Raw genomic sequence first — 25520 nt, 5'->3', positions numbered from 1 at the left:
GCCACCCCCTTCTCCCCCGCCGCCGGATGCCGGGCTGGTCTCGCCCGGGCCGAAGTCGGTCGGGTCACCCTCGGGCGATCCTCCGTTGCCGTCCCCAGGTCCGCCAGGCAGCTGAGGGGTCTCCATCTGCGGCATCCCACCCAAACCGGGGAGGGAGGACAGACTCGACAACGCTGAGAGAGGCGAGCCGCCGCCGGTGAGCCCATGCAAGGTACCCGCGACCTGCCCGGCTGCACCTGCCCCTGCGCCCATGATCATGCCGGCGACGTTGGCGACCATGCCGGGAGCCGCCTGGTCGGCCGCGGCGGCGGGGGCGGCCGCGGCGGCAGCAGCGGGCGGGGTACCGGTCGGGGTTCCCGGCGGCGCGTCGGTCGGTACGGGCGAGTCTTCGTCACCAGGGCCGTGACCATGATGGGCCGGGCCGTGGCCAGGGCCATCCTGCTTGAGGTGCGCCGTCTGGTTGAGCTTCTCGACCTGGCCGCCCGCGTGCACGATCGGCGGCGCCGGGGCCGGGGGCGCCGCGCCCGCTGTGGTGGCCGGGGCGGCGGCCGCGAATGTCTCATAACTGGACAGTGCGGTGGACTGCTTGTTGGCCAGATCGGATTGCAGGGATGCGACCTGGGCGGCGTTGCGGCCACCGGTAGCCCGGTAATTCGCCATCGCCACATTGAGCCGCTGGTGCAGGTCAGTGAACTCCTGCGGCGTGGGCGTGTTCTTGATCAGCGTGTCGGTGTGATCGGCGGCCGCGTCGGCGGCGTCAGCGACCGACATCAAGCTTGGATGCAGGGTCGATTCCAGCCAGTCTGCGTGCGCGCCGACCTTCTGGGCCGCCGTGGTCTGGCCGTCATCCCAGTGGTTGTGCACCGACTGGCTGGAATTGCGGACGTCCTGCGCTGTCGTCATCACCGCCGGGGCGATAGTGGTCCGGATGTGGGTTGCGAACGCGCGCAGGCTGGCCGGCCCCGGTCCGGCGTGCACCAGGGCTGAGACCTGTTCGCCGGTCATCGGAGCGAGAGGATTCAACGTCGGTAGCGTCGGCAACGTCGGGGCTGGGACGATCGGCGGCGACGCGGCGGGACCGCCGGGGGCCGAGGCCGGGGCCGATCCCGCGCTGTCGATCACATTGGAGATGTGGTGGGCGTTGGTGTCGTCCATGGATTGCAGGTCCGTGCCGGTACCGGACAGCGCCAGCCCGCCGGCGACCCGCAATTGCCCGGCGTGGTCCATCAGCGTGTGCAATGACTGCATCCACGTCGTCAGCGTGTCTGCAAGATGAGTGGAGACGGTGTCGGATGCGGCAGCCGGGCATGGCGCGACGGTGCTGCCCTGGCTTGCTGAATCAGCCAGGGCAGCACCGTCGGCGCGCAGACCGTCGGGATCGACCTTCAAGTCCATAATCGCAGGCTACGCGTCCACGATGCGGTTGATCCGCGCCGCGGCGTCATCGTCGGTGGTCTCGAAGATGGTGGCTGTGTTGGACAGGCGCTGCGCGTGACCACGCGCGGTGGCCGCAGCCCGGGCGTAGGCCGCTTCGCGGGCCTGCATCTCTGCCTGCTTCGCCGCGACGAACGGGGCGTAGGTGTCCCCCACGGCGACGCGGATTTCTTCGAGGGTCATGTGGTGGTTCTGGCCGTGGGCATGCACCTTGTCCGCATAGGCATGCCACTCCTGGACCGCCTGCTTGGCGGCCTCGTCATCAAGAGAAATCGGTTCCGACATCTCTGACCCCTTTCGAAAGTTCGTCTCGTAATAGTCGCTGGTCGCGCAGACCCTGAACAGAGGAACCGTTAGAACTGCATGCCCGCGCCAGGAAGATCGGATTTGGCGATGCGGTCCATGTTCTCCACGTTCAACTGGGCTTCCTCGTCACTGACGGTGTTGTTGCTCACCGGCCGAATGCTTTGCGTCCCAGGGAATTCCGGGCCGTCAGCCAGCAGGGCGTTCATACGTACTGCGGCGTCATCGTCGGTGGTCTCGAAGATGGTGGCCGTGTTGGACAGGCGCTGCGCGTGGCCATGAGCGATGGCCGCGGCCCGGGCATAGGCGGCTTGGCGGGCCCGCAATTCGGCTTGCTTGGCATCGACGTAGGGGCTGTACGCGTCACCGACCGTCGCGCGCAGCTCATCAAGGGTCAGGTGGTGGTTCTGGCCGTGGGCCCGCACCTGGTCACCATAGTCACGCCAGGCCAGGGCAGCCTGCTGCGCGGGCTCGGTATCGAGGGTTATCGGTTCGGTCATCCCAAATCCTTTCGACATCACAGATGCGAATCAACAATTTGCGTCACTTGCGTTTACTCATTGCCTAGTGTGTAGCATCATTCGTCTAGTGCGCAAGGTTTGAGTGCATCAGGTTCGTCCCGGCTCGACCCACACGACGGCTTCGGCCACATCCAGGGGGAACTCACCGTGAGAAATGCGATCCGTGCGGCCACTGACGGCCGCCTCCCTCACATCCGCCCGAGAAGGGCCGAAAAAGCACCTAGTCCGAAGCACCTACCAACCGGGGCCAAACGAGCCGCCGTGCGTGGCGGTCGCCCAGTGGGTTGGCTTTCGCCACCTGACCGGCGTGTCTACGCGGTATTACCGCGCACCGAGTGTCAGACTTGCCCGCAACACGAGTCCCACCGGTAACGAGAGGAACATCAAGCCAGCCCGCGCAGCATCGGGCGTCACCAACAGTCAGCACACCACAACTGCATATCCATACGCGGTAGGCCCACCAAGACCCAGAAAAAGCGAAACCCCCGGTTAGCGGCCGAGGGTAAACGCTTCTGAACTTGTCACCCGAGTAGCAGCTCAGGTGTTCGGTGCCTCCGCACCACCCTTTAGAAGGGCGCTTTGATGCCAACCAGCTCAAGCAGTCCTCACGGTAGCGCATACCCACAACCAGGTCTAGGGGACTGCGCAAACTGTGACCAACCGGATTGCTCACCCAGAGACAACCACCGCACCGCCTGGCCCACCCGCCCGGCGGCCGATACAGCGCTGCCGCACCAGCCATGACGGTGACCGCAGCCCACCCATCGGTCGCTCCAGAGTCACCCGAGCGTGTCTGGAAGACCCTTGCACCACTGATCAGCGCGCCTGGCCGGCGCTCGATGCGCCTCTACAACCCGGCTACCGGCAAATTCTCTGACACCGCGGACCTGACCAAGACGCTGCCCACCCGGCCCGCCGCGCTGTACCCATTCACGCGCAAAGGCCTGCGGACCGCACTCCTGTACCTGGATTTCGACGACAAACGCGGCGATCGCGCCCAGGTCGATGCCGACATGGCCACCGCAGCCGAATGGATCACCCGCTGCGGCGGCAAAGTGGTCAGCGACCACTCCCCCAGCGGCGGCCACCTGTTGTGCCCCTTGGCCATCGGCACCACAGCCAGCTTCGCCGAGCTGAAAAACATCGCCCGACTGCTAGCCGCGCGGCTGCCCACACTCGACTCCAACCCCAACACCACCGACCCGCAATACGCCTGCCTGAGCGCACCAGGAACACCGGCCAAGAACGGCGGGTACCGCCAACTCGACGGGACCCTCGCCGACGCCGTCGAGGCGTTCGCCACCCGCTCGGAGCCCAGCCTCCTGCCCCGCCTCTACGAGCTGCTCGGCGCCGTCAAGCCCCGACCGATCGACCCCGCCGAACCAGACGCCCCAACACAGGCCGGCACCGTCGCCATCGACGCGTACTGCACCGGCACCGGCGACGATCAGCGCCTGGCGCCGGCCTACGTACGCAACGACCCCATCGACCCGGAAATCACCGACTTCGCCGTCCACGGCGTCATCGCCAACGGGCAACGCCAATGGGACAGCCCCTCTGAAGCCCGGATGGCCGTCATCTGCGCCGCCATCGCGCGCGGCCACAGCCGCGCCAGCATCGCCGAACTCATGGCCCCCGGCGGGCCATGGCAGCACGGCCTCGGCCAAGCCTTCGCCCGGTACCAGCACCGCGCCGGCAACGCCCTCGACAGGGACTTCACCAAGGCCCTGACCTGGCTGTGCACCAACACACTCAAATACCGCCACCCGCAGCACAAGGGGAAGAACTCACCGGGGGGTACAGCAGGAAGCGGGGAGAACCGGACCGGTCCGTGGGGACCGGCAGAACTACGGCGCTGGCTGTCCACGGCTATGGAATGGGCCGACTACGAATACGCCGGGAAACGGTACCGCTGGACCGTGCACGCCGTCCTACAAACCCTCGCCTGGCACGCCCTGACCGCCGGTGAACTCATCAACGGGGTTTGGGTGGTAGGAGTAGGCGGCCGCAACCTGTCACTCGGCGCCGGCCTGCTCAGCCCGGATGCGGTATGGCGCGTGCTGCGCGACTTGCGAGACCGCCCGGGAGCACCCCTCATCTTGACTCGACAAGCCGTGAACGGGGACGCCGACTACTACGCCCTCACAACGCCACACGGCATCGCCAGCGACCCGGCCAGGGCCGAACAGGTACGGATCGAGCCCGTCCACGACGGTTGGTGGGTCGCCGGCCATCACCTGCGACGCGTCTACGAGCTCGTCGCCTACTACGGGTTGACCAACCGCGCGGACATTCTCGCCGCGGCTCGAGTGTCTGCAACCGCCGGCGACGAGTCACTGACGGCACTGGAAATCCTCGGCTTGATCACCCGCACCGGCCGAGGCACCGTTGCCCCCGGTGCAACAACACTCGACAGCCTTGCCGCCGCCCACGACACCGACAGCGTTCGCCAGGAACGCATCGCCCGCTACCGGGCCCAACGTGACCAATGGCAAGCATGGCTCGCCGATCGCGACCAGAGCCGCGCCGACGCCGAAATGAACAAAATCACCCGAGCAATGCCCCCCGAGGACCCCGAGGTCGACCGGACCTTTTGGGCCGCCGCGCTCGCCCACGGCCCACCAGCTGAGAACGACATCGAGGCTGAACGCCAAGCGCTCGACCTCGTGGCCGAAATTCTCGGCGGCCGCATCGTCGCTAGCCGCTAGACGACGGAAGGCTCAACCGCCAGCAGTCCCAATCAGAAAGGGCTAACGCGCAGCAGTTAGGAGGCTTGCCTGTGCTGTTCGCCGTCGATCAGGGCGCTCGCCGTCTTCCGCAACAACTCCAACGGGTCAACACCCATGGCATCGGCAACCGGCAGCATTTCAGTCAGGTAATCCCCGTATTGCCGGATCAGCTCGGGTAGACGGTTGCCCCCGCGCGCAGACAGAGCTTCAAGAGCATCCTGGTTGTAGCGGACCTGCAAGGTCGCATTCAACTTGCGGGTTTCCGAGCCTTGGCGCCGCTTGCGGCGAGCTGAGGCTTCATCAAGTACCGCGGTGCTGGACTTGTCGGCCATCCGTGCTCCGTTTCCTGTCTGCGACGTGCATCCACTACCGCGGCGACGGAGCCGATTCCGGAATCCGTTCCGTTCTACTGCCGGGCTGTTGAAGCAGGTCACACGTCATTTTGTTACTGGTTGAGAGTCTAAACGAGCGCGCGTGATTCCGGAATGAAGCCGGAAGTCGTGTCGCGGCTACGGCAACAGTGCTCAGATTGCGGAAAGCTGCTGCACCAAAGCCGGAATCATTCCGGAATAAGCTACAGTTGCACCCATGAACGGCCCAGCGGGGACGCCGTGGCCAGGCGGCGAGCATGGCGAGGTGATCAGCCCAACAGGCCGCCGCGCCTACCTCGCCGGACAAGCCGGAAAGCTCGCCGGCTTCACACCACGCTGGGCCACTGATCTGGCCAGCCGCGACGACTCCCCCGTGCAGAGCGAGCGCGGGCACATCGCAGGCCGCCGGGGCGCAGAACAATGGTTCTTGAACGCTGACAGTTTCGAGAATCACCTGCGCACAATCGGACGGTGGCCGCCCGCCACGGCCGCACCCACGCAGGACTTGGAGCACCTTGTGCTGCTGCAAGGCGCGGACTTGGAGGCCTCCCGCCGACGGGAGCATGAACTTCAAGCGCGCATTGATCGACTCGAACACGATAAGAACGAGCTCCTGAACACGATTGCGTCCTTGAGCCAGACCATCACTACCCTGAGCCAGGTCGCGAAAACGTAGAAACGGCCGCCGATCGGCAACGTCCAGCCCTCGTATCGCGACGCTGGCACGGCCACCAACAGTCAGACGCCGCGGACAACACGCAGCGACTTGCCTGACGGCGGCCCGAGGACTTGGAGACCGGCCCGCCTGCACGCATCGGCACCCGATGCCGGGGCTGGATCATCCGGCCACGACTTCGCCCCGGCATCGTCGAACAGCGCGTACGCGTTCGGCTTGGTGACCGTGGTGAACCTGGACTCGTACAGAATGCCGCGCAGCCCCAGTGCGTGGAACCGCCGCGCCCACAAGCGGGTCAGCCCGTAGCCGCGCCGGGCGTAGGTGGCAATCTCGCGGGTCAGACCGTGCTTGGTCGCCTCACGGTGGCACGTGTTCGCGACGCGACCGCCCCTGAACACAGCCACCTTCGATACCACCGTCTCGTCAGCCCAGCCCTGCGACACCACTCCCCGCCGGACCATCGCGCGGCCCAGGCGCTCCCGCAGCGCTGTTTCCTCGTCGATCGCCAGATAACAGGTTCCCGCCGGCGGGTCCAGGTTGAAGCGGCCGCCGTCGTCGCTGGCAAACCACCACGGCCCCACGTCCCTGCGGTGAGCCCGATAGAGCGCCTTGCCTTTACGGAGCTGCTTGGTTGGAAACCCATCGATGTTGGCCGGAGGCTTGCGCAACCCCAGTCCTGTGCGACTCAGTGGCACCAGCGCTCGGCAGTCTGTTCAGCAACCGCCTGCACCACCGACGCCCCCTCCCGCAAGGCCGCAACCGGCGTGCGGCCCTTCAACTGCTCGTTGGGCGTCGTGAGCCACAGCGCGACCTGCCAGTGATCGGCCGTACCCGCCGCCAGCGCGGTCAACACACGATCCAGACCGGCCACCACGGCGCCGTCGGAATTGAATTGAAAAGTCGGAAACACCATGTCGCCCTCGGCGGTGGGGCACGCCAGAACCTCATGAGCAGCCGCCCGAGCCCGCGCCGTGTCCTCTGAGACGTGCATCCGGTTGGCCGCGCCGGTGAGGTCGTAGAACGGTCCGATGGTCTTGTCGAATGGGTGACTTGCAGGCAGCTGAGAGAGCATATTCTCGGCTACGGCATCGACTGGGCCGAGCACGGCTAGATCAATGTCAGCAGCGTTGATCGTGCTCAGCTGGGCCTTCAACTTGACTTCGATGATCGCCAATAGCTGGTCGGCGTATTCCCGCACGTTGGCCGGGGCCTCGGTGGTCACGTCGTGGCCAGGCGCGGCGACGAGCAGCTTGGGCGTGCCAGGGATATTGGCAACCCAGTCTGGTTGCGCGTACCTGATGCCCTCGACCACGATCGGCGGTGACGGTTCCCGCACGGGGGCCGCGCGCTTCCATCCACGAATCTGACGATGCCGCCGCCTCTTCCCCTGCGTGGCAACAAGCTTCGCGTCCTTGGCACGGTGCAGCGCGACCTCGCGATCGAAGCCTTTCGGCTTGAGCATCCCGTCGGGCACGACAATGTAGTGAGTACCTGCTCGCAAGTTCGCGCCAACGCGAGTCACCTCGCCGCGAACATCGTCCGCCATGGCCACTCACCTCCGATCCTTGCCACGTCCACCATATCGGCCGCGCCGCCACCGTGGCTCAACACGATGCGCCAGCCGGCGCCGCCGCGGAGGATCGATCTCACTCTGTTGCGCGGCGTCGAGAACTGATGACCGGCCCGGCCAGGACACGCTTGAGAGCCGCGACCTGGGAAAACCCGCTGGTGTCCACGCAGCGGCGCAAACACAGCCCAGGTAAGGGGTCGGGTGCCGAGAGCGCCCTGCGTGCCGTAGCCGACAGATCAGGCGTGATTCCGCGGGTCCGGCGGTGTGGACGCCTTATCGGAGTGTGGCGTTTCCGCAGGTCGGCGCGTTTTCGGGTAGTCAGCCCCTTCCCTTCCGCCCTGCCGACATAGTGTCTGAAATCCAACTCCGCGGGCGGCTCTGGCGGACCGCCGAGTCCGGCCACCGCGTGCGGGCGCGCGGGCGGCGGCATTCGAACAGCAGGGGTGTGACCTCGCGCCGCTTCGCGAGCATTCCGTGGCCGTAATGACGATGGAGCCTTGCTCGCTACGACGAGGCAGACTGCATGCACGACCGTCGTACAGCGCCACGGCATCGAGGCACTGGTCGCCCAATCAAGATCAGTTGAGGCGGTCCCCGTTGTTGCCTCTCGGTGGTCGGCACTCCTGACCGATCGTGTGACCCTCATCGGCGGACTATCAGGTGGAAATTGCGGACCCCGAGGAAGGTCCCGGCGTTTCGACGCGCGACCCCTGGAGGGCTGCGATGCAGCGTTCCTTTGTGAGGGCCACATGCTGCCCAGATAGGGACACCTTCTGACTCCACTTAACTGTCTCCTGAACGTCCAACGAGGGTGCGCGGTACCAGTGCGAATGATGGCGAAGAACCTGTGTTCTCGTCTGTCACGATTGTGCGAATCTCGCCTCACTCTTTCCGTCCCATTGAGTGTGTTCGTGACGGCAACTGATTGCGTTCGCCGGGCGTTGCTGTCACCAGGTGATCGGACAGTTCTGGTTTCGTGCAACCCCTCCCCTGCTCGTCCGTTGCGCCAAGCAGGCGTCACCTGTTATCTATGCCGAGCGGGTCCAGCCCCTCGGCGTTGGCCGCCGTCGGCTGCACCGCGAAGCACTGGGAGCGGTGAGGATTGAGGTGTTGTGGCCTGCTCTGTCCGTGTCGCTGCCGCACCCTAGCGCTTGTCGGGTTTACGTTCGATGAGTGCAATGCAGGGAAATACCGCTCCTGATCAGGCGTGATGATGCTCCTGATGCGTATCCGCAGCCCCTGTACGCACTCGGCGGACGTTCTGGCACACGCTGGGGGGCCGCCTCCACTCCCCCATGCACTACACGCCAGCTATGCGCAGACCGCTATGCAGCCGGATAATCACACCCAGGCTAACGCCGCTAATCACGCGGCAGGTACCACGAATGCTGGCACGGCTCTGCAGCTAGCTGCACTTAGGGGAGAAATAACCCATGGTCAGCCGTAACAGTAAGCGTATAGCTAGCCGTAGTCGGAAACGGTTTGGCAGCCATGTTGTTAAGGGGATTCAGCAACGTATTCCGTCATCTGTGGATGTACGGCGCACGACACGTGCCGTTTACCTGAAACCGTGCGGTTTTGCTGATCACGTCGGGACCCGTGTCGATATCCCAGTAGGGAAGTGGTTCACTTCCCGCTTCGCGATGCATGCGTGGGAACCCGCTACTACCCGTTTGCTGACGTCGATGGTAAGCCCCGCCATAAAGCGTTGGAGTACAGGTCTCGTCAGCCGTACAGAGGTGCGTGTAGGGAACCGCGTCTTCCTCCCGGTCACGATTCCTACATACAAGCGCAGTTCGACAGCTTTGGAGATACGTGCGCTCATGAGTGATGCGACGCAGTCAGCGACACGGATACCGGTCCGTATAGTGACGCGTGTGGCCTAACGATGTAACAATCGTGTCACCATGGGTAGTGCGACGTGGACAGCAATTCGCATGTGGAGCTAGTATCGGCCGCATGACAGAGCTCCCAGATTCCGTGCTCTTCGCCACGCAGAAGGGTGGCAATGGCAAGACCACAACGGTGGCGAACCTCGGTGTCGCGATTGCCCGAACCGGCAGAAAAGTGCTGGTCATCGACGCCGACCAGCAGGGAAACCTCACCGCGGACGATCTCGGGGTACCGGAAGATCAGTCCGACCAGGGCCGCAACCTCGCCATCGTCCTGCAATACGGCTTGCGTGGCGGGGTAAAGCTCGAGCCGTACCGCAACATCCGCCCAAACCTGGACATTCTGATGGGCGGGCCTGCGATCGGCCAGGTGTCCACGGCTGTTGCCGCAGCTGGCGAGACTGTCGACTTGGCGGAAAACTTCGAAGTTGCACTCTCTGAACTGTGCGCACGCGAACAGTACGACATCATCCTTGTCGACTCTGGGCACGGCGACAAAGTGCTCCTCATCGCGCTGATGCAGGTCTGCCGCTACCTGGTGGTGCCAACCAAAGAGGACAACGGCTCCCTGAACGGTGTGCGCCAGCTCGCCGCCAGCTACCGGCGGGCCAAGCGCTACGGTTCTCCCATCACCCTGATCGGCGTCGTGCTCTTCGACGTCAACCCCAACGCCTCGGTGCGGCTGGCACACGTCTTCAACCAGGTCAAGGAAATGCTCGGATCTGAAATCGAGCCGTTCCAAGCGACCATCCGCAGCTCCCAGGCACTCGCCGTCGACATGCGGGAACGGCATCTAACCGCCCAGGAACTGGCCAAGCCGAGCGAAGAGCAGAGAGCGGGCCTGCTGACTGCGCTGCGCAACCGGAACAAAGCCGGAGCAACCGACAGGCTCTGGGCCAAAGACCCGGCCGCCGTTGCCGAGGATTTCCTGAAGCTCAGAGGCGAGATTCTGAGGCGAGTCAAAGAGCGGTCGGCGGCGGCTGTGGCTGGAGTTCAGGAGTAGGAGAGTCCCATGGCTAAGAAGAGTGTCTTTGACGAATCCGCCTACGACGACGAGCTCGATGAGTACATGCCGAGGGTTGGCCTCGGCAACCGGGCCGGACAGCCGGAACCCCCCGCTGAACCGCCCGTCGAGCCTGCAGCTGCCGAACAGACGACACCGGCCGAAACGCCGACGCCCCCAGCACCCGTGGAAACCACGCGGCCAGCGGGGGAGAGGGCGCCACGCGTTGCCACCCCGCCGGCTCCCCGGCCCCCCCGTGTCGCCAAAGCCATCGACCGTGACGGCGAAGGTAACCCCACCGCGGAAATCTCCGCCGACAACCTGACCAAGCTCCGCAACCTGAACCTGGCCGAGAAGAAGAACCCCGCCAAGGCTCGCACTTACGGCCAGATTGTCCTGGACGCCATCGACGCCGGCCAGGAGGAGCTGGCCCGCCGCTGGAAGCAAGCGGACACTGCCCAGAAAGCGCCGGGAAGCTTGTTCACCCGCCAGCCTGTGGTTCGGCAGCGTCGTCGACACATCGCTCCGCCGGCGAAGATTGCACTGACCGGGCTCAATCCCGCTGACGCCAGGACGATCGATGAGCAGCTGGTGCCGCAGTGGGGTGCACCGTCACGCAGTGCTCTTGTGGACGAGGCGCTGACCTTGTACTTCAAGCGGCGTCGCGGCCCGGCCCGGTCCAAGAAGGCTGTTGACGCAGAGGAAGCCGCCGCCTCTTGAGCGCCCAACGCCGAGGCGGGACCTACAAATGCGCACGTCACAGCCGCAAATGGGGGAGTGGATGTCGCCCCCAGCGGGTAGACTTGGCGACATGAGCCCGGCGAGCACCAGCACGCATCCAGCGGATACCTACGAGGACATCTTGGCCGCCCTGTCACCCCAGGAACGCCGCCTCGTGCATGACGTCGTGGTCAGTGGCGCGATCGAGGGCTACACACCCGACCGCGAGTCCGTGGCCCGACTCGCGGACCTGGCGAGCGGGAAGATCACCGGCGACCAGTACCGGGCCGAGCTGCTCGCCAGCGTCCGTCACCACGCGCAGCCGTAAGACACGCCTCGCTTTCGCGTCCCCGTGGAGTGGAGCGACTACTTCTGGCCGGGCACCACCGTTCTGCGCAATCACCTCGGTATCCGCGACGCCGCGGAACTGGAACGCCTCGAGCAGCATTTCGCCTACAGCCGAGGGATGGAGCTCGCGCGCGGCCAGGCACCGGTACCGGAAACCTTCGACGCCGAGCATCTACGGCGCGTGCATCGGTGGCTCTTCCAGGACGTGTACCCCTTCGCCGGCGAATTCCGTGAAGTCGAGGTGTCCAAGTGGAGCAGCTTCGCCAGCACCGACAACATCGCGGCCTGCATCGACCGCGCAGCGGCCATCGTCGCCGAGACGTCCTGGCCCGACCTGGACGACGCGCAATTCGCCGACAAGGCCGCCCAAACGTACTGCTGGATCAACTACGCACACCCCTTCCGGGAGGGAAACGGTCGGGCCACCCGGGCGTTCATGAACGCTGTCGCGGCCCAGGCCGGGCGGGGACTCGACTACAGCGCGATACCCCGCGAGGTGTTCGTCCAGCGGGCCGCGTTCTCGTGTCCGGACATGTCTCAGACCGAGCCGACCCACGAATGGATGGTCCCGGTCTTCGAGCAGATCAGCCGGCCGGCCAGCGACCTCAGCGCCCCCACAGAGTTTCTGCCACCCAAATCACAGTCGCAAGGCTACGATCGAGGCCTGTAGCTACGCCGCTCATCTCAAGCGGTAGACCCGTCGCCGCCGGCATCCGATCACATGCGTCTTGCAAATCCGGCCCCATTTGCTTAACTTTCGTAAACACCACTGTGTTGCGGGCGTGTCGCGGTTGCTCTATTGGTGCCATACTGAAACATGTACTATCCCTGTGAACGGGGGACCACCGGACCGGTTAGACCAGGAGGCGACCATCACCGCCGCGCCGTTAGACGAGGATGCCGCAGTCGATTTGGCGCGGTCCTTGCTCAGCGAAGGCCACCCCGTAGATGAGGTTGTGGCCCGCACGGGCCTGACCCAAAACCACGTGGAGATGCTGGCCAGCAGCAGCGTCAAACCTGACGTGCCCCGTTTGGCGCAGTTCGTCAACGACAGGCTCCGCGAACTCGGGATGAGTCAACTCGAAGCCAGCAAACTTGGCCTGGTGTCCCGCTCCACACTCAACTTGCTCGGTAAACCACGAGGTGACGGCAAAGAAATCCGGGTCCCGGGCCGCAACGTGCTGTCCAAACTCGACGACCTGTGCTCGTGGGAGTCGGGCTCGGCGCACGCCATCATGTTCGGCTCGATGCCCACGCCCCGTGAGGCTCAGGTCGGTAAGCGCCCTCGGCCGGTGATCAACCCCGACGCCGAAGACGATTTCGAGAACCTCGGAATGTGGATCGAAAAGCGGCTCCTTGAGCTCCAGATGACCAAAAGCCGGCTCGCTGCCGTGGGCGGACCCGGACGCACCACACTGGCCACGCTCGGCAAACGCGGGTATCAGACCAGCCCTGAAACCCTGGAGCGACTCGACACCCACCTGATGTGGGAGCCGGGCTCGGCGCTGGCCGCGCTCAAAGGCGGTACCCCCGTCAACCGGCGGATCGAAATCAAGCCGCACCCCGCACTGGTCCCGGTCACCTCCGTGATCGACAAGCTCAAAGTGCTCAAAAGCCGCGCCGAGCGACAGCAACTCACCCTGGACCAACAGATCAAGGACATCGACCAAGCACTGACCCAGGCATACTTGGTGGTCGAGGATTTGGGCTCGCCCAGACCAGTCAGCACCCCGACAACACCATCGTCGCCATCATCATGACGACGACCGCGTCCCAGCGGCGCACACCACAGGCGACCACCACGGTGGCGCCGGGCACGGGCACGGCCATCCCGGTCGATGCCGCAGATCACGAGGACAACTCATGACCAGCGGTACCGGGAGAACGCTATGGCGCGCAGGCACAACACCAACCAGCCGGATCTGTTCAGCATCGAGGAAGGCGACGACACCCGTGACCGAATGGATGCGCCAGGCGGTCAACGACGTGTACCCGAGGTGGCTGCCGCTGCCGGAGGACTGGACGCCCGAACAGACCGAACAGCACCTGGCCGCCGAGACAGCACGGCTGGACCGGATGGCCTCGGAGCTGGCCGACCAGCTGGCGAGCACCGCGATCGAGAGCTGGACCGAACGACAGGGAGCACACCCGGACTACCTGACCACAGTCCGGCTCCGGGAGACCGCATTGCAGAACGCCCGGGAGCTGATCGTTCGCCAGGAGCTGTACGACCTGATCGAGCAGGAGGAGGAACCGGAGCAGACGGTGCCGGTCGACCCGCCGCTGCACCAGCCGGTGCCCGCGAGCCAGGTGCCGTGGAATCTGCGGTGGAACGACGCCCGCTACCGAACGGACCCCGGGGAGCAGATCGACGCGCTGGCCGAGATGGTGTGGCCGGACCCGGACTTCTCGGTGATGTTCCGCATCAAGGCGGCGTACCTGCTGATCGCCCGAATCGAGGACCAGCTTCCGGTACCGGACGGCCCCCGACATCCGTTGGCAGCGGAACTGGCACCGCTGGTGTACGCGGACCTGGTGGCCGACGGCTACCCCGAGCAGTAACACCCGAGCCACAGCTCTCCCTCTTCGAGGACTTCGACCAGCCCACCGACCCGCGCAGCATCGACCCCGGCGGCACCCCGCTGCCGCCGCCGCGCATCCCCACCCCAGTCACCGCGGCGCCGGCAGACCTTCCCATTCGGCCGATCCCGGCGCCAGCCCCGGCCGCCCGGGGCTACCGGATCGTCTACACCGACCTGGCCACCGGCACCATCACTGCCACCGACCTGGCCGGCGACATCGCCGCCGCTGTCACCACGGTGCGCGACCTTGGCGGCTACGACGAGTACACCCGCGACGAGACCACCGCGGAGTTCCACAGCGCCACCGGACGCGCCTACATCGAAGCCGCCACCGGACCCGAACCGGTCGTCGGCCGGCTCTTCACCGGCCCATCCGAGCGCCGGACCCCACCGGAGCCCCGGCACCAACACCCCACTGACACGGCCCCCACGCCCACACTCTCGCCAACCACGGTCACCACTGCTGCCGCAGCGGCGACACCCGCGAACGTCGAAACCGCTCCTGCCCGAACCGAAATCGTCGCCGACGCGGCAGAAACGCCCGCGGCCGAGGCCCCGGTCGCCGCCGAACCCATCACGTTCCGGCCCGGCACCAACGTCCGCGTCCCCTCGGGCACCAAAGCCCGAATCCAGGCCAACCTCGCCGCTATCGACGTCATCGAACGCCTCCGGCGTGAGGACCGGCCCGCCACCGCCGTTGAGCAAGAGGTGCTGGCCAGCTGGTCCGGGTGGGGCGCCTGCGCGGACCTGTTCGATCGGCGCAGCGACAACTATGCACGCGAGCGCGAGCACCTGCGCGACATCCTCGGCCCAGACGGCTACCGCGCCGCCGAAGCGAGCATCCTCAACGCCCACTACACCGACCCGGCCATCGCCCAGGCCATGTGGGACGCCGTGCGGGACGCCGGATTCAGCGGCGGACGCGTCCTCGAACCCGGCTGCGGCTCAGGCAATTTCATCGGCCTGGCACCCCCGGACGCGGTGATGGTCGGCGTCGAGAACGACCCCATGACCGCCGCCATCGCCGCCGCCCTGTACCCCCACGCCCAAATCCGCGCCGAAGGCTTCGAAACCACCCGCGTACCGACCGCGTCGTTCAGCGCCGTCGTCGGCAACGTCCCGTTCGGCAACTTCGCCCTGGTGGACCCGGCCCACAATCCGGGCCGATTCTCGATCCACAACCATTTCATCAACAAGGCCATTGCCCTGACCGCGCCCGGTGGGTACGTCACCGTGCTCACCTCCCGCTACACCATGGACAGCATGGACACCCGGGCCCGTCGCGCGATGGCCGCCCAGGCGGAGCTGGTCGGCGCGGTGCGGCTGCCGTCGACCGCGTTCAAGCGTGTCGCCGGCACCGAAGTCGTCACCGACATACTGGTGTTGCGCCGCAAAGACATTGACGCCGCCGCCGACGAGGACATGACCCGGTGGATCGACACCGAAACCCTCGTCCTCGAGGACGTCGAGCAGCTCGTCGACGACGGCGTGTTCAAGCCCGAGCATGTCGAGGGCGCGCTCAACATCAACGAGTACTTCCGCAACCACCCAGAAAACGTCCTGGGGCGGCTGGCCCTGGGCCAGGGCATCCACGGATCGGCGACCCTCAAAGTCGTGGGGGACCACAGCGCCGACGAGTTGGCCGGCCAGGTGCGTAACCGGCTGGGTGCGATCATCGAGCACGCCCAGGACCGCGGCCGTGGCCTGACGGCCACCCCGGAATCGCTGATCGACGTTGACGCCACCGTGTTCGATCCCGGGTTGCTCACCGCCGCCGACCGTGCCGAACGCCCCATCCCGGACACGCTGCGCTACAACGAAGCCACCGACAGCATCCAACGGTGGAACGAATACGCCTGGGTTGAGCAGCGTCTCCCGAAAAAGCGCTTGCGCGAGACTCGTTCGCTCATCGAGCTGCGCGACGCCGCCCAGTCGGTGATCGCCTCCCAGCGCGACGATCAGCCACTTGAGGTGCGCGAGCAGCTACGCGCGCACCTCAACCGCCTCTACGACGCCTACGTCGCCGAACACGGCGCCGTCAATCGGTTCAAGTGGATTTACCCCGCCCCGCCCACGCAGGAATCGCACGACCGAAAGGTCGCCAAGGCCGAAGAGCGATGGCGCAAAAGCCACGGCGAGGACGGTGTTCCGTATCGCGGGCCGGTCCCCGAGCATCTGCGCGAGCAGTGGTCGGAAGAGGCGTGGGAACCGGCCAGCCCGTTCAAGCGCCGGCCCCACCTCGAAGGCGGGATGAAAGACGATCCCGGCTGGGCACACGTGGCCAGCTTGGAGATCTTCAACGAGCTCACCGGCGTCGCCACCAAGGCCCCGATCTTCTCAGTCGATGTCCTCACCGCCCGCACCGTGCCCGAGGCCGCCGCCACCATCAGTGACGCCCTGGCCATCAGCATGGACCAGCGGCACCGCATCGACATCGACTACATCGCCACGCTTTTGGGCGTCGACACCGACACCGCCCACGAGCAGCTGCGCGGCATGGCCTACCCGTCGCTGTACGACCCTGACGAACTGGTGCCGGCAGTAACGGCACTATCAGGCAATGTGCGCGAAAAACTCGCCGCCGCAACCGATGCCGCGCAGCGCAACCCGGTCTACGACGAGTACGTGACCGCGCTGCGCGAGGTGATGCCCCGCGATAAGGAAGCCTCCCAGATCAAGACGCGGCCCGGAGCCCCGTGGATCGACGCGAAATACATCGCCCAGTTCGCCAAGGAGACGTTCGGCGCCGAGCGGGTCACCGCCGACCACGTCGCCGGGTCCTGGTCAATCGAATGCGCGCAGCGTGAACGCGGCACAGTCGCCATGACCGAAACCTGGGGCACCGATTCCAAAGACGCAATCGAACTGCTCGACGCCCTGTGCAACTCCAAACCCATTGTGGTCAACCGTCCCGCCGAGGTCGTCGCCGAAACCGGCGGACCAGCCATGGATTTCGAGGCTACATCGGCAGCGCAGGCCAAAGCCACCAAGATCACCCAGGCATTCCAGAAATGGATTTTCGCCGACGACACCCGCCGCGACATCTTGGTCGCCGAGTTCAACCGCCGATTCAACAGCCTGGTCGCCCCCAAGCACCGCGGCGAGCACCTGACACTGCCGGGACTGTCCGAGAAATTCTCCCCGCACCCTTACCAACGCGACGCGGTGGCGAGGATAATCGCCGAACCGACAGTGCTTTTGGACCACGTCGTGGGCGCCGGCAAGACAGGGTCTGCCCTGATGGGCATGATGGAACTCAAGCGCCTCGGCCTGGTATCGCAGCCCTGGTTCGTGGTGCCCAACCACATCATCGAGCAGGTCGGCCGCGAAGCCGCCCAGTGGTATCCAGCGGCACGCATCCTGCTCGGCGCCGCCGGAACCGACCCCGAGGACCGTCGCCGGTTCGTCTCCCAATCCGCGGCCGCCGACTGGGACATGGTCATCGTGCCCCAAAGTCTTTTCAGCAAAATCGGAGTCAACGACGACACCCTCCGCGACCACATTCAGCGCCATCTCGACGAACTCGACAACAACAAGGATCGCGCAGCGACCTCGGTCAGCAAGAAACGCATCGAGGCGCAGAAGAAGCGCCTGGACGCTCGACTGAAAGACCTGACCAAACAGGAGCGCAAAGACAAGGGTCTGCGGTTCGAGCAAAGCGGGTGCGACTACCTCGTCATAGACGAGGCCCACATGTTCAAAAACAAAGGGCGCCTGAGCAATATCGAAGAACTCTCATGCGCCAGCGGTGCGCAGCGCGCCGAAGACCTCGCCATGAAACTCAACGTACTGCGCGAACGGCGCCGCCAGGAAGGCCGCGCCGCAGGACTGCGCGAGGACCAGATCGTCGAACGTGTCGCCACCTTCGCCACCGGCACCCCCGTGGCCAACAGCCTCGGCGAACTCTGGGTGATGCAAAACTATCTGCGACCCGACCTGCTGGCGGCCGCCGGCGTCGCCGACATCAACGACTGGGGCGCCAACTTCACCACCACCGTCAGCACCGTCGAATTCAACGCCACCGGAACATCACTGCGCCCGGTCACCCGAGTAGGAAAGTTCTGCAACCTGCCCGAGCTGCTCGCGCTGTCGTCGATCTTCACCGACGTCGTCACCCGCGACGAAGTACCCATGCAGTTGCCGACACTGGTCGATGGCCACCGCAGCGTCATCAGCCTGACCCCCGACCAGGTCGTCAAAGACTTCATCACCGACCTCGGCTGGCGCCTGGACCACCTGGACCCGCGCCGACCCGACAAAGACAACACCCTCAAGTGCGCCAACGACGGCCGCAACGTCAGCCTGGACCCCCGGATGGCGAACCTGCCCGCACCGCAAGAGTCCCGAGCAGGCCGCGCGGCCGACGAGATCATGCGCATCCACCATGCCACCGCCGACCGCGTCTACCGCGACGCCGACACCGGGGACATTTCACCCATTCGCGGCGGCCTGCAGATCGTGTTCTGCGACCGTGGAACACCATCAAAAGACAAGCGGCAGTTCACCATGTACGGCGCGATCCGCGACGAACTCGTCGCTCGCGGCATGCCCGCCGACAAGATCGCGTTCATCCACGAAGCTGTCAAACCGGCCGACAAGCTCGCCTTGCAGCACCGCTGCCGCAGCGGCGAAATCTCTGTGCTGATCGGCTCAACCGAGAAGATGGGCACCGGCACCAACGTCCAAACACGCGCCACCGCACTGCACCACATCGACGTCCCCTGGCGGCCAGCAGATCTAGAACAGCGCGAAGGACGCATCATCCGCCAAGGCAACCAGAACGACGAAATCGAAATCCTCACCTACGTCACCGAGGGTGCGTTCGACACCGTCATGTGGCAGAAAGTGGAAGCCAAAGCCAAATTCATCGAACAGGTCAAGCGCGAGAACGTCGACGTCGACGAAATCGAAGACCTTGGGGGAGGGGATATCTCAGGCGCGGCGGCCGAAACCAAAGCCATCGCCACCGGCGATCCCCGGTACGTCAAGCAGGTCCAGCTCGACGACGACGTCAAACGACTCACCGCCCTAGAAAACGCCCACCTGGACGCCGGCGCCCGACGAGACCGACAGCGCCGCGACACCGAACGCGAACTGGCCGCCACGAAACAAGAACTCGCCAACATGGAGCCGATCTTCGCCGACGTCACCGCACGCGCTGACAAACCCGTGCACGTCACCGTGGCCGGCCAGGCATTCGCCGAACGCAAAGACGCCGCCGAACCGTTCGCCGCCGCCTGCCGTGATGCCTTCTTGAAACTGAAAAACGCTAGCAGCCTGCAATCCCGCCCCCTGGACGCCACCATCAACGGCATCACCATCACCGCCAGCCGCAGCTACGTCCGCGGCGAACTGTGGCTCAAGCTCGACGTCCCATCGACCACCGTCACCATCGAGGACGCCGAAGTTCTGGCCACCGCACCCACCATCGGCGGCGACACCCACGCCGCGAAAGCCCGAGGGCTCCTACAGCGGATGGAGAACGCCTACAAGGACATTCCCAACCACCGCACCCGCCTGGAAACACGCGCGGCCAGACTGCAAGGCGAGCTGGACGACTTCGACAACACCAGCCTGGGCGAGTTCGAGCACGCCGACGAACTTGAAGCCAAACGCCTCGAACTGAGCACCCTGAGCGCCCAACTGCGCATGGAAGCCCAAAGCGAAGCCGCCCAAGCCAAAGCCCGCGCCGCAGAAGAACGGATGCTCGAAGCCGGCCGTCAACCCGGCTGGAGCCTCGAACTCAATCCAACACCAGCGCTGATCGCCGAATCGGGCCTACCCGACGCCACGAGTTACCGGGCCGCCACACTGCTCATGGAGCAGCACCGCGCCACCGAATACGTCAACAAGCAACGCGAACGCGAGCGGGAGAGGGAACAAGCAGCCATGCAGACCAACGACGGCAGCGCGCGCGACGAACCCGGCCCCGAACACAGCGTGTTCTCCTTCCGCGCCGAGAGCGAAATCGACGCCGAAGAATTCTTCAACGGCTGCGAGGACGCCGACATCCCCGTGGACGAAGTCACCGTCACCGCGCCCGACGAGGACTCGCTGGAAGTGATCGTGGAATTCCGCTCAACACCGGAAACCACCGCAGAGCGCCTGCGAGACATCGCCGCCAACGGCACCGACCTGCACACCGTGGCGCAGACGCTGCGGCCAGTCCCGTTGCCGGACAACACACTCGAACGACTGGACCTCAGCGACACAGGCCTACCCGACGGGGCCAAAACCGTGCTCCAGCGCCTGATCGACCGTCACAACAGTGCCGGCCATGACCACTCAGGACGAACCAGCGACCGTGACCGCAATCCCCAGGAGAACACCGGCCTCGGTCGGTGAGCGCCCGGTCCACTGGTGGAACTCGTGCTGCCTGCTGGGCTTGTTCGGCTGCGGGGCGACCTGTGCTCGGCTGAAACGGGAATGCAAGCCACGCAGCGAGCGGGTACCCGACGGCCGCCGCTACTCAGGCAGCAGCTCTACGCGGTACGAACCACCACCACGGAGGTCCCCGAGCCGTGCGCGGATGGCCGCTCGAGGACCTCCGAGCACGATGGCGATCAGCGCGTCGCGGGCGTCGCCGGGAATCCAGTGGCCGTACATCTGCTCATCCCGGAAGCACCGGGTACCGCGGTCAGCGTCGAATCGCGTGTGGACTCGCCGTCCGTCATCGACATATTCGTTGGGGTATAACGATTTATCGGGTCGCCACGCGTCGTCAGTGCCGGAAGGCGTGCACACGTAACTGGGTTTGGCCTGGGTGCTGTCGAGCACGAGCATCGCAGCGATGCTCCTCGTGGGCGGGTACTCCCAAGCTTTGTCGGCATGCCCAGTCGCGAAAAACGCGGACCCTGGAGGAACGTCGAGGCCATGCTCGAGGACGTCACCCAACGCGTCGGCACCGAAGCCGCGATACAGCCCGAGCGGTGCCTCCCACCCAAATGGCGGCAACCACAGCGGCACGGCGCAGGCCGCTGACTTGTCGGTGCGCCAGATCGCGACGCCGCCCGACCGGGCGATCAGAGTGCAATCGCGTAGGTGCCCAGTCCTTTCCGCGACGATGATGTCGGCGTGGGAGGGCTCGGCACCCAATTTCGCCCCGGTGACGGTGCGCTCGCCGGCGCTCATGGACGTGCAACCGCCGATCCATACCGGAATTCCCGTATGACCCTGTCGGCCCCGGGACGGGTGTCATCGATAACCAGCGCGGCCCGGCCGACGCTAACGACGGAAACGATCACCCGAAACATGCCGCTCTTACGCAGATAGTCCATCTCCGGTACCGCCCGATCGAGATTGCCGCAGTACCGATCGCCCTCAGCCACGTCACCGGCACCCTCTGGGACTGGAGCCGCAGCGCCGGCCACCACGAAGTCGATGCCCAGCGATCGCCCTATCCGAGACCAGCCGAGAATAGCTTCCGTCAACTCCAGGTCAGGACGGTCGATGAAAACGACCACGGTCGGGATGCGGTGCCCGTGGGCGCGGGCCTTTTCGATGTCAGGGACATCGAATTCCCTCAGCATGCTCTGGCGCGTGCACGCCAGACTGTCCACATGGTCGACGAGCTGCCGATGGGGGATATGCGTGTGCTCAGCACGTATGCGGTACCCCGGAAACTGTGCTGTGCTGTAGATGATTTCGAGGTCACGCTCGTCTTGTTCAGCCGACAACGTGTCCGCAAGCGCTGGCAATAACGCCGGCGCGTCGGCCCCGATCAGCAAAGCGTGCGGACCGGACGCCCACTCCAAGTTCACCGCGACGGGCTGACCGTCTTCGCCGGGAAAAGACGCGACCAGAGGCGCGCGAGTGGAGGACGTGGCGGCCGTGACCATCCGCTTGGCCCGGGTGTACGACACCCCTGGATGGTCGGCCTGATACTGCCGAGCGGCCCGATAGGACGATTCGTCATTACGCATTACAGGGCGATCCCTTCAAAGAGAGTGTTCTGCCAGCCCACATCTGCGCAGAACGATCTTCGTTGGGTGGTGCGGAAACCAGAGGTCTTGTCTCGATCGTGAAGGTGACTGACCGATGTGGGCGGTGCAGCCGGATGTCGAGATTCGTGGCACCCGCGAATGCCATCTCCCAGCGTACAACACGGATCCGGCATCCTGACCTGTTGATGATCCGCGTGGCGCGTTCGCGAACTCGCCTGCCGCACAGCACAACCGCGCCACTACCACGATGGACTCTCGATTTCGCGCACATCGGTCGGTCAGTACAAAGTGTCGGGCGAGTCGATGCGTTCGGCAGCCGGCCCCAGGCCATCTCGCCCGCGAGCCTGCCAAAGGCCGAACGCACCGCGCACGCAGCTTTGCGCCAGCCCAGCACACACGATCACCCCAAGGATGCGCACGATGGCCGGAACCGTGTCCCAGCCGCCGGCACCAGTGGCAAGATTCCACATCCCACCAGCGAACAACGCAGCCAGGAGCAGACAGCGACCGACCCGGATCGGTAGACGGCCCGGCAGCACGAACACGGTGTCCAGCTCGTCGAACGGCTGGCTGCCGCGTCGGCGCGGGCTCTCACTCATCAGGCACTGACCGTCGTGATCAGGGTCGAACATCCGACCTCGTGAACTCGGGAAGGCCTCGTCGGCCCGCCAGGGCGCCAGGACACGATCGCGTCGAGGTCGGCCGCATCAGCGAACCAGGGAATGTCCGTGCGCAGCAGGGCGACCACGTCGAACCATGCCCACGCACTCAGCGGAGAGGTCCCGCGCTCGGCCACCTCAACCGAAGGCTGGTGGTCCCCGAATTGACCTCCGGGGATCGTCATCGCCCGCACCTCGGGGATGATGACCGCACTGACCGTCGGCAACTGGCGCAATAGCCGGCCAGCAGGGGCGGGCACGTCGTCGACGCCGGCCCGATACGCAACGGCCACCGCGCCCCGGCTATCCCCGGGCAACCACAGGTGGACGGCGTAGCGGTGCACATTGCGCCCGCCGCCCAGGACCTGTGTGCCGATGAATTTTGCGGCACTGCTTGACCCAGGATCAGGGAACAGCCGAGGAATACGAGCGTCCAGCGCGGGGAAGCGATCCCAGATCGCGCTGAACACCGCCAGCTCAGACCATATGGGTTTACCCAACCCGACCTCCCGCGGACGTGGATAGACCGGTGAGCCCGCCGCGACGTCCCGCAACAGAGTTTCGACGCTGATGTCGAACAGGTCAGCTACCAGCTGCGGGTACATGTCCCGGTAAGCCCACCGCGAGTACCGTGTCCACTGATCCATCACGTCCCATCCCCTTTGAACGTCTTCTCCGGTCGCCAAAAGCGTTGCCGTCCAGACCATCTGGTCCCCACTTGGAAAGGTCTCTGGGTGTGGCAGCTGCCGTCCAACTGGCGGCGCTGCCACACCCAGGGCCCGGTCCTACCAGCAGCCGCTCACCGGGTACCACCTTCGGAGGTATGCCCGTGCGCCGCGTTGACGCCCCCTCCGGACGTCGGCCGGGAGGGGCTCTCGTTGCGACGGTGCCGCCCACCCGACTCCGACGATACGACCGCTGCGGAGCTGCTGGCGGATGCGCTCGCCGGCGCCCGATGCTTGCCCGTGCCGCTGTCGGCGGGGGCGCGGCTCACGGTCGACGCCTTGCCGTCGGCATCGTGCCGGGTGGTCTGGTTACCACCGACATGGCTGCCGGGTGCTGACTTACCAGGCGCTGCGGTGCCCCCGGACTGCTCTGTGGACTTGCTCGTTGCTGTGGCGTCTGGTCCTGTGGGCGAGGCCGGTGCGGCAGCCTTGGATGGGTTCACCCTGACCGCCGGTTCCTGCGTTTTCGTCGAGGACCCCACCGCGCTGTGACCGGGGTTGGTCGTCGTTGCGCCGGACTCTCCCGCCGCGCCGGGAGCCGCCGCGGCGGTCTTCGACGGGCTCTCGGTCGCCGTGATCGCCTTCGCCTTCGCCCCCGATGCTCCGGCCGATGAGACTACCGGCGTGGCCGCCGCTGCGGAGATGATCTTCGTGGTGGCGGGAATTGTTGTGGCGGCCAGCGCGTTTGCGGCCGAGACCCCGGTGCTCACCAGGTTGCCCACACCGTTGATGGCGGCCGCGACAGCGTGCGCGGTGAGGTTCATGGCCGTGATGACCGTGCCGGCAAGGTCATGGGGGAGGTTGGAGATGAAGCGCGGCGTTCCGAGCATCGTCAACAGGCCGGACGCGACGTACGCCGCGCCGTTGATGAACGCCCCGGCGACCTTGGCGGCCGCGATTGTGGCCGTGGCGGTCGCGTAGATCGGTGCGGCGACTAGGGAGCCTGCGGTGGTGATCACCCGGTAGCCGGTGTCCACTGCCGCATTGACAAGGGCTCCGACGGCGGTCGTGTAGCTCACGGGGGACAGGGGATTGGTGCCGATGGCGGTGACGACGTTCTGCAAGGCGCCCGGCACGGTTCCGTTGCCCACCCAATCGGTCGCAATGGCCGATGCTCCGGCGGCGACCTTGTCCAGCACCGTGGTGCCGAACGTGGTGAGCACCGAGGACACCCCGTTGACGAGTTCAACAACCGCCGAGGTGGGTGCGATCACGATGCCTTGAGCGGCAGTAAGAAAGCCGTCGATGATGTTGTTGTCCGCGATAGCCTCGGCAGAGTTCACCACCCCGTTGACCACGGACAGCAGATTGCTGATCTGCGCGGTCACGCCGTGGACCAGGGTGTTGGCCGCCGTTAGTGCGTTGTCACCGAGTTGATCGGCCGCGGTGATTGCGGCGTTCGCCGCCAGGCCCACGAGGTTGAGCGGCACGTTCACCAGGTTCGTGTAGCTCGAGAGTGCCAGCGGGTTGTTGACGACGGAGGCGACCGCTTGGGCGGCTGTCCCGGCCGAGCCGGTCAGCACCGAGGTCAGCAGGGTTGCCACTTGGCCGGTGGTCAACGTCAGCGTCCCCGACAGCGATCCCGCCGTGGCCGCGAGGCTGGTGAGGCCCCCGTTCGACGATGCGCGCAGCCCCGCCAGCAGAGCCGACAGTGCGGAGTTGTTTGTGGCACCGATCAAACCCGTCCAGAACGAATTGTTCAGCGTCGCAGCCGTATTGAGCGCATCCTGCAGGGTAGTACCTGGTACCGACGCGATCGAGGCCAGCGTCGAGTCGACAGAGTGCAGCACAGTGTCCAGGTTCGCCACCAGTGCGTCGACGTCGGCCTGTGTGACGAGTGCGGACAAGTGCACGTTCGTGGTGGCGATGTGCGGGGTGTGGATCGGGGGAGCGGCGCCGTTCCCCGCGGCGGTGAGTGGGGTGACTGCGATGAGCACCGCTGACGACATCGCCAGGCCGGCATTCAGATACGGGCGTGTGGTGATTTCCATGATGGCCTTCCGAATAGCAGTGGGGTAGAGGGGATTTGGAGCGTTTATGGCGT

At 65.6% G+C, this 25520-nt stretch carries 20 protein-coding genes; 9 read left to right on the top strand and 11 right to left on the bottom strand.

The genetic code is table 11. The features are described 5' to 3' along the window. The 3 genes from TL10_RS25620 to TL10_RS25610 all read right to left on the bottom strand — a co-directional run. Positions 1-1395 (bottom strand): hypothetical protein (locus tag TL10_RS25620; RefSeq protein WP_043987868.1); only part of this gene is annotated, 1395 nt, incomplete at its 3' end. A 9-nt stretch (positions 1396-1404) separates the two neighbouring features. Continuing rightward, positions 1405-1719, bottom strand: coding sequence for a hypothetical protein (locus tag TL10_RS25615; RefSeq protein ID WP_043987867.1), 315 nt, complete (start codon positions 1717-1719; stop codon positions 1405-1407). A 68-nt stretch (positions 1720-1787) separates the two neighbouring features. Beyond that, entirely contained in the window at positions 1788-2237 is a 450-nt protein-coding gene (locus tag TL10_RS25610) for a hypothetical protein (RefSeq protein ID WP_043987866.1), read from the bottom strand. A 761-nt stretch (positions 2238-2998) separates the two neighbouring features. On the opposite strand from TL10_RS25610, the gene TL10_RS25605 reads away from it, so the two are divergent. Then, a complete protein-coding gene (locus TL10_RS25605; protein WP_043987865.1) occupies positions 2999-4966 on the top strand; it encodes a hypothetical protein in 1968 nt (655 codons plus the stop codon). A gap of 56 nt (positions 4967-5022) precedes the next feature. On the opposite strand, the gene TL10_RS25600 is transcribed toward TL10_RS25605, so the two are convergent. After that, positions 5023-5319, bottom strand: a complete 297-nt coding sequence (locus TL10_RS25600; RefSeq protein ID WP_043987863.1) for a hypothetical protein — start codon at positions 5317-5319, stop codon at positions 5023-5025. Positions 5320-5575: 256 nt separating this feature from the next. Between TL10_RS25600 and TL10_RS25595 the strand changes: the two genes are divergently transcribed. Continuing rightward, entirely contained in the window at positions 5576-6034 is a 459-nt protein-coding gene (locus tag TL10_RS25595) for a hypothetical protein (RefSeq protein ID WP_082068087.1), read from the top strand. 62 nt (positions 6035-6096) lie between these two features. On the opposite strand, the gene TL10_RS25590 is transcribed toward TL10_RS25595, so the two are convergent. Both TL10_RS25590 and TL10_RS29835 read right to left on the bottom strand, forming a co-directional pair. Further along, on the bottom strand, positions 6097-6702 hold the full coding sequence (locus TL10_RS25590; protein WP_157850394.1) for an RES family NAD+ phosphorylase: 606 nt from the start codon (positions 6700-6702) through the stop codon (positions 6097-6099). 17 nt (positions 6703-6719) lie between these two features. After that, the gene (locus TL10_RS29835) at positions 6720-7580 is read right to left on the bottom strand and encodes a hypothetical protein (RefSeq protein ID WP_131630814.1); all 861 of its coding nucleotides are present in this window, start codon (positions 7578-7580) and stop codon (positions 6720-6722) included. Between the two features lie 2004 nt (positions 7581-9584). Between TL10_RS29835 and TL10_RS25580 the strand changes: the two genes are divergently transcribed. The 7 genes from TL10_RS25580 (at position 9585) to TL10_RS32055 (ending at position 20494) form a co-directional block, all read left to right on the top strand. Next, on the top strand, positions 9585-10499 hold the full coding sequence (locus TL10_RS25580; protein ID WP_052506542.1) for a ParA family protein: 915 nt from the start codon (positions 9585-9587) through the stop codon (positions 10497-10499). A 9-nt stretch (positions 10500-10508) separates the two neighbouring features. Further along, a complete protein-coding gene (locus TL10_RS29830; protein WP_052506541.1) occupies positions 10509-11219 on the top strand; it encodes a hypothetical protein in 711 nt (236 codons plus the stop codon). Positions 11220-11310: 91 nt separating this feature from the next. Continuing rightward, entirely contained in the window at positions 11311-11547 is a 237-nt protein-coding gene (locus TL10_RS25570; RefSeq protein WP_043987860.1) for an antitoxin VbhA family protein, read from the top strand. Positions 11548-11571: 24 nt separating this feature from the next. Beyond that, positions 11572-12237 carry a Fic/DOC family protein gene (locus TL10_RS25565; RefSeq protein WP_052506540.1) on the top strand — a complete coding sequence of 222 codons (666 nt, stop codon included), beginning with the start codon at positions 11572-11574 and terminating at the stop codon, positions 12235-12237. Between the two features lie 160 nt (positions 12238-12397). Continuing rightward, entirely contained in the window at positions 12398-13327 is a 930-nt protein-coding gene (locus TL10_RS25560; RefSeq protein ID WP_131630812.1) for a hypothetical protein, read from the top strand. 193 nt (positions 13328-13520) lie between these two features. Beyond that, positions 13521-14129, top strand: coding sequence for a hypothetical protein (locus TL10_RS31820; protein ID WP_234711539.1), 609 nt, complete (start codon positions 13521-13523; stop codon positions 14127-14129). A gap of 257 nt (positions 14130-14386) precedes the next feature. Then, complete coding sequence (locus TL10_RS32055) at positions 14387-20494, top strand: helicase-like domain-containing protein (protein ID WP_110789218.1); 6108 nt, start codon at positions 14387-14389, stop codon at positions 20492-20494. Positions 20495-20614: 120 nt separating this feature from the next. Here the strand turns inward: TL10_RS32055 and TL10_RS25545 are convergent, their stop codons facing one another. The 5 genes from TL10_RS25545 to TL10_RS25525 all read right to left on the bottom strand — a co-directional run bounded on the left by TL10_RS25545 (position 20615) and on the right by TL10_RS25525 (position 25467). After that, entirely contained in the window at positions 20615-21280 is a 666-nt protein-coding gene (locus TL10_RS25545; protein ID WP_043987858.1) for a hypothetical protein, read from the bottom strand. Then, positions 21277-22071 (bottom strand): hypothetical protein, encoded by a 795-nt coding sequence (locus tag TL10_RS25540; protein WP_043987857.1) that lies wholly within the window; start codon positions 22069-22071, stop codon positions 21277-21279. Before TL10_RS25540 ends, TL10_RS25545 begins: the two co-directional genes overlap by 4 nt. A 299-nt stretch (positions 22072-22370) precedes the next feature. Then, entirely contained in the window at positions 22371-22691 is a 321-nt protein-coding gene (locus TL10_RS25535) for a hypothetical protein (protein WP_043987856.1), read from the bottom strand. Next, positions 22691-23398 (bottom strand): hypothetical protein, encoded by a 708-nt coding sequence (locus TL10_RS25530; RefSeq protein WP_131630811.1) that lies wholly within the window; start codon positions 23396-23398, stop codon positions 22691-22693. Before TL10_RS25530 ends, TL10_RS25535 begins: the two co-directional genes overlap by 1 nt. 152 nt (positions 23399-23550) lie before the next feature. Beyond that, positions 23551-25467: a hypothetical protein gene (locus TL10_RS25525; protein WP_043987854.1), complete on the bottom strand. Its 1917-nt coding sequence runs from the start codon at positions 25465-25467 to the stop codon at positions 23551-23553. Positions 25468-25520: the final 53 nt, after the last annotated feature.

It is taken from the genome of Mycolicibacterium llatzerense (assembly GCF_000878195.1).
Lineage (GTDB): Bacteria > Actinomycetota > Actinomycetes > Mycobacteriales > Mycobacteriaceae > Mycobacterium > Mycobacterium llatzerense.
Note: the sequence above shows the minus strand (reverse complement) of the source record. Positions and strands in the feature narration are given on the sequence as shown.